The sequence below is a fragment of the Mycobacterium sp. TH-M11 genome (genome assembly GCF_057473725.1).
This window is the reverse complement of sequence record NZ_JBYCLD010000435.1, coordinates 1-4193: the sequence shown is the minus strand read 5'-3', so window position 1 is coordinate 4193 and position 4193 is coordinate 1. Positions and strand designations below refer to the sequence as shown.

Sequence of the window (4193 nt, the reverse complement as noted above, 5' to 3'; positions counted from 1 at the left end):
GGATAGGTGATCTTGTAGGGCTCATCCCAGGTCCACCACAAATCGGTGGAAACACCGAAACTTTTCGACAAATCCTCCGGAAACACTTGGTCCTCGGCGACGTAGGAGAAGTTCCAGTTCATGTCGCGGGTCAGGTCATACCATTCAGAACGAGCCAGTTGGGGCATCGTCGGTTTCCTTTCCGTTGGAGCGAGTGCGCCGGATGATGGCGACTTTCTTGTCACGTCCTAGAGATCACACTTGCACGTCGCTGGCGACGGCCTGCCAAACGTTCCGCAACAAGGAACGCATTGCGGCTGGCTTGGTCGAAGACCTCGAACACGGCCAGTTGATCTGATGCCTCTGTCGTCGAGACCCTCTGCACCCTGCGGCCGCGGCCGCAGGGTGCACTGTCCGTGCGCCGCGTCATAGCCGTCCGCTGACCGAAGGCGTCGTTTCCGGTGTGGTGGCTATCACCTGTTTGTCACCAACTCCGCGTTGCCGGTCACCGAGGCCGATATTGCCCATCGAAAGCACGTCATCATCGAGCCCACCTTCGCTGACTTCGTCGACGGGCCACTGGCGTCTATCCCTGCGCTGTTCGCCGCCAACTGCGCCTGGCTGGCCGGCGCGACAACCTAGTGCGCGCCGCCGGTGTCCTCGCCGGCGGTCGTAACGCCGTCGCCCGAGGCGCCGCCTAGCACCGCAACCCGATCAACGTGCTGCCCACTCGCTTCGTCGCGCGCCGATCCGCAAACCAATGTTGCACCCACCAGCCCCACTGGCTCTGACAAACCGGATGGAAAACGCGGTGGGACAGCTATCCCGACCCGCCGAAAGGACTCGCGATCACCCCTGGCACGGCCGTGGATTCATTCCTCATCAACCCATCGTCCAGGCCTACTGGTGCCATCCAAGATTGCCGCGCCGGCACACCGTTACGCGGGCGTTCTTATCTGCGGCAACGAACTGACTACGCGGCATTTCTGGCAAGTCTCCGGTCCTTTTCAGTGAGCTGTACCATACTATGCAGCGGTCCAGAAGAGTGGCCAGTATTATGTGGGGGTTGACGTGAGGATCGCCGACGACGTTTGTTCTCCCTCCGACACGGTAGCTGCGTTCCGTGATGACGCATTGAAGTCGGTCGCCAATACGCTGGATGTGCTCGACTGTTTCCTTACCGATGACGAGCTGGGTGTGTCGGAGGTGGCGCGCAGCTTGGGGGTCGCTAAGAGCAGCGCCCACCGCATGCTCAGCACGCTGGTCAGCCGAGGTTTCGTGGAACGCAATCCGGCCGGGCGCTACCGGCTGGGCCTGCATCTCTATGAGCTCGGCCAGCTGTCGATTAGCCGCAGCCGGCTGCGTCAGGCGGCGCTGCCGATCATGGAGGACCTGCGTCAGCGTACCGGCCACACCATCCATCTTGGTGTGGCCGACGGAGCTGATGTGGTGCATCTGGAGCGGTTGCAGTGCCGCGAAGGGCTCTACCTGCTTGACGCTGTCTTGCCGCGGCGATTCGCGACGCACTGCTCAGCAACAGGCAAGGTACTGGCCGCCTTCGACCCCGCCGTCGCGGAGGCCCGGCGCCGCGCCGGGTTCCCACCGATCACCTCCAACTCGGCGCATACCGTCGCTCAGTGGGACGCGACGCTGGCCAAGGTCCGCTGCGACGGCGTCGCTATCAACCGCGACGAGGTCCAGGCCGGGGTCATGTCGGTGGCCGCGCCCATCTTCGACGCCGCCGGACAACTGCGCGCCGCGCTGTCGATCGTCGGCCCGACTGAGATGATGGAACGTTCCCTACCTCAGTTGACCCGCCTGCTCGTGGAGGCCACTCGGCAGCTGGGTCGGCGGCTGACTTAGGGGCGTTGGCGGACATCGCTGTGGTCGGGATTGATGAGTTCATCACCGACGAGTGGTACCCGCGCTGCCAACGCTGTCGCTCGCCCATTCGCTCTTTATCATCGAGCCGTTCCGCGGTTTTACCAAGGCCGACTAGGACCCGGTTTTGGTAGCTGGACATCGGCGCCCGATCTGACGGTCTGGAGGTGATTTTCGCGGTCACCCCAATCAACTTGGCGCGGTGTTAGAAAGCGACTGCGCCGCTCGGCGCTGGTAAGGGCGGCTGGCAACGTTCCTGGACCATTAAACGGCTAACGCACTGCCCCGGTACCGCAGACTTGGCGTCGCCAAGCTGGATCAGGATGTGACGCCCGCGTTCCGCGCGCTGCAGCACCCTTCTGCACCAGGAGCATCGGCACGACCTCGCTGCCGTTCAGGCCTTCCCCGTTGAGGAGCGCAAGGCCGCGATCGACGACAGGCGCAGCCGTCGCGAGCAACAGCTCTTCTCCCAGAATGCAAATCGTCAAAACACTTCAAACACGGGCCACCGGGTCACTTCAGCAGTTCGCGTGCCGTCTTGGTGTATGCATTACTGATGTTGGCGATGAATCGGTGTGGGCCTTAGCCAGGCCGGATATCCAGTCGGACTGACTGGCGCCGACGGCCTAGGAGACTCCTGAATAATCCGCGTGGCGGTCGGCCCCTTAGTGGTGATTGTCGGTGATGATTTTGATGTGCAGGGTCGATCGGAGAGTCAGCGGGAACTGCTGGATGCGGAGTCGGTAGCGGGTCATCTTCTGAAGGCGGACAGCGTTTTTGCGTTCTTGGCGGCACATCGTGGCGAGTTGTTCCCCGATGAGATGTTTGCCGATCTTTTCCTCACGGGCCGAGGGCGGCCCAGCGTTCCCGCAGATGTGATGGCGGCCGTGATCACGCTGCAGGCCCTGCATGGTCTGTCCGATAGCGAGACGGTGGATGCGGTCATGTTTGATCTGCGGTGGAAGGCTGCGTGCGGGATGGCGGTGACCGCGGGGGCGTTTCACGCCACGACTTTGACGTACTGGCGGCGCCGGTTAGCGGCCTCGGATCAGCCCAACCGGATCTTTGAGGCGGTCAAAGCGGTAGTGGCCCAGAGTGGGGCGCTAGCGGGCAAAACGCGGCGCGCGCTGGATTCCACGGTGCTCGATGACGCGGTGGCCACCCAGGACACGGTGACGCAGTTGATCGGCGCGATCCGCCGGGCGCGCCGCGAAGTATCCGGCGCGGCTGACGTCGTCGCCGAACACTGCAACGCCCATAACTATGACGATCCAGGCAAACCGGCGATCGCCTGGGACGACGCCGAGGCGCGCAACCAGTTGGTCGATGCCCTGGTCAGCGATGCCCATCGGCTACTGGGCCATCTACCCGATGAGCAGCTGGCACCACGGGCTGCCGAGGCGGTGGCATTGTTGGCGCTGATCGCCGGCCAGGACGTGGAGCCCGTCGAGGGCTCTGATGGCACCGACGGACGCTGGCGTATTGCCCAGAAAGTTGCGTCGGATCGGGTGATCTCTACCGTGGATCCCGACGCCCGCCATGTGCACAAGACCGTGCGTCGTCGCCAGGACGGGTTCAAGGCGCATCTGGCCGTCGAACCCGAGACCGGCATCATCACCGACTGCGCGCTGAGCAAGGCCAACGGTGTTGACAACCGCGAGTCAGTGGTCGGGCTTACGTTGCTCGAGGGTGAGGATTCACCGGTCACGGTACTGGCCGACACTGCTTACGGTTCAGGGGATTTCCGCACTGAGTTGGCGGCTCGCGGCCGAGCTTGTCAAGATTTTTGTGTAAGTAGTTGTGCTCGTTGGGGTTAGAGGTAGGGGTTGATTCGTTCGGGGTAGGCCAGGGCGAGTTGGGCGAGGGCCTGTTTCCAGTTTGTGGTGACTTGTCCTTCGACGAGGCGGCCTTCGGCGGTGCGTTTCGTGCCTAGCCCGCGTCCGCGTTCTTTGGCACGGTCGCGGGCCCTCTTGTCTTCGATGTTGCAGATTGCCAGCCATAGCAGCTTGACCACCGCCGCGTCGTTGGGGAAGTGGCCGCGGTTCTTGATGATCTTGCGGAGTTGGTAGTTCAGCGACTCGATCGCATTCGTCGTGTAGATGACCCGACGCAGCATCGGTGGGAACGCCAGGAACGGGGTGAACCGTTCCCAGGCGTCCTCGAAGACACGGACCGTGTTCGGGTTGGCCTGGCCGACCTCGGAGGCCGCGAACGCGTCCAACGCCGCCCGGGCGGCCTGGGCGTCGCTGGCCTGATAGACCGTCTTGAGAGCGGCTGCGACGGCCTTGCGCTGGTTGTAGGACACGAAGCGCATCGCCGCGCGGATCAGGTGG

Annotated in this window: 3 protein-coding genes and 1 pseudogene; 3 read left to right on the top strand and 1 reads right to left on the bottom strand. The window is 63.3% G+C overall.

What is annotated here, in order from left to right; genetic code table 11:
• Positions 1 to 477 precede the first annotated feature (477 nt).
• The 3 genes and pseudogenes from AC2VOG_RS17085 to AC2VOG_RS17075 all read left to right on the top strand — a co-directional run.
• Positions 478 to 621 carry a hypothetical protein gene (locus tag AC2VOG_RS17085; RefSeq protein WP_486941042.1) on the top strand — a complete coding sequence of 48 codons (144 nt, stop codon included), beginning with the start codon at positions 478 to 480 and terminating at the stop codon, positions 619 to 621.
• Between the two features lie 429 nt (positions 622 to 1050).
• Positions 1051 to 1842, top strand: coding sequence for an IclR family transcriptional regulator (locus AC2VOG_RS17080; RefSeq protein WP_486941041.1), 792 nt, complete (start codon positions 1051 to 1053; stop codon positions 1840 to 1842).
• Positions 1843 to 2555: 713 nt separating this feature from the next.
• A pseudogene (locus AC2VOG_RS17075) lies at positions 2556 to 3617 on the top strand (transposase); the annotation flags it as partial.
• Between the two features lie 56 nt (positions 3618 to 3673).
• On the opposite strand, the gene AC2VOG_RS17070 reads toward AC2VOG_RS17075, so the two are convergent.
• Positions 3674 to 4193: transposase (locus tag AC2VOG_RS17070; RefSeq protein WP_486941040.1), on the bottom strand; the 520-nt coding region annotated here is incomplete at its 5' end.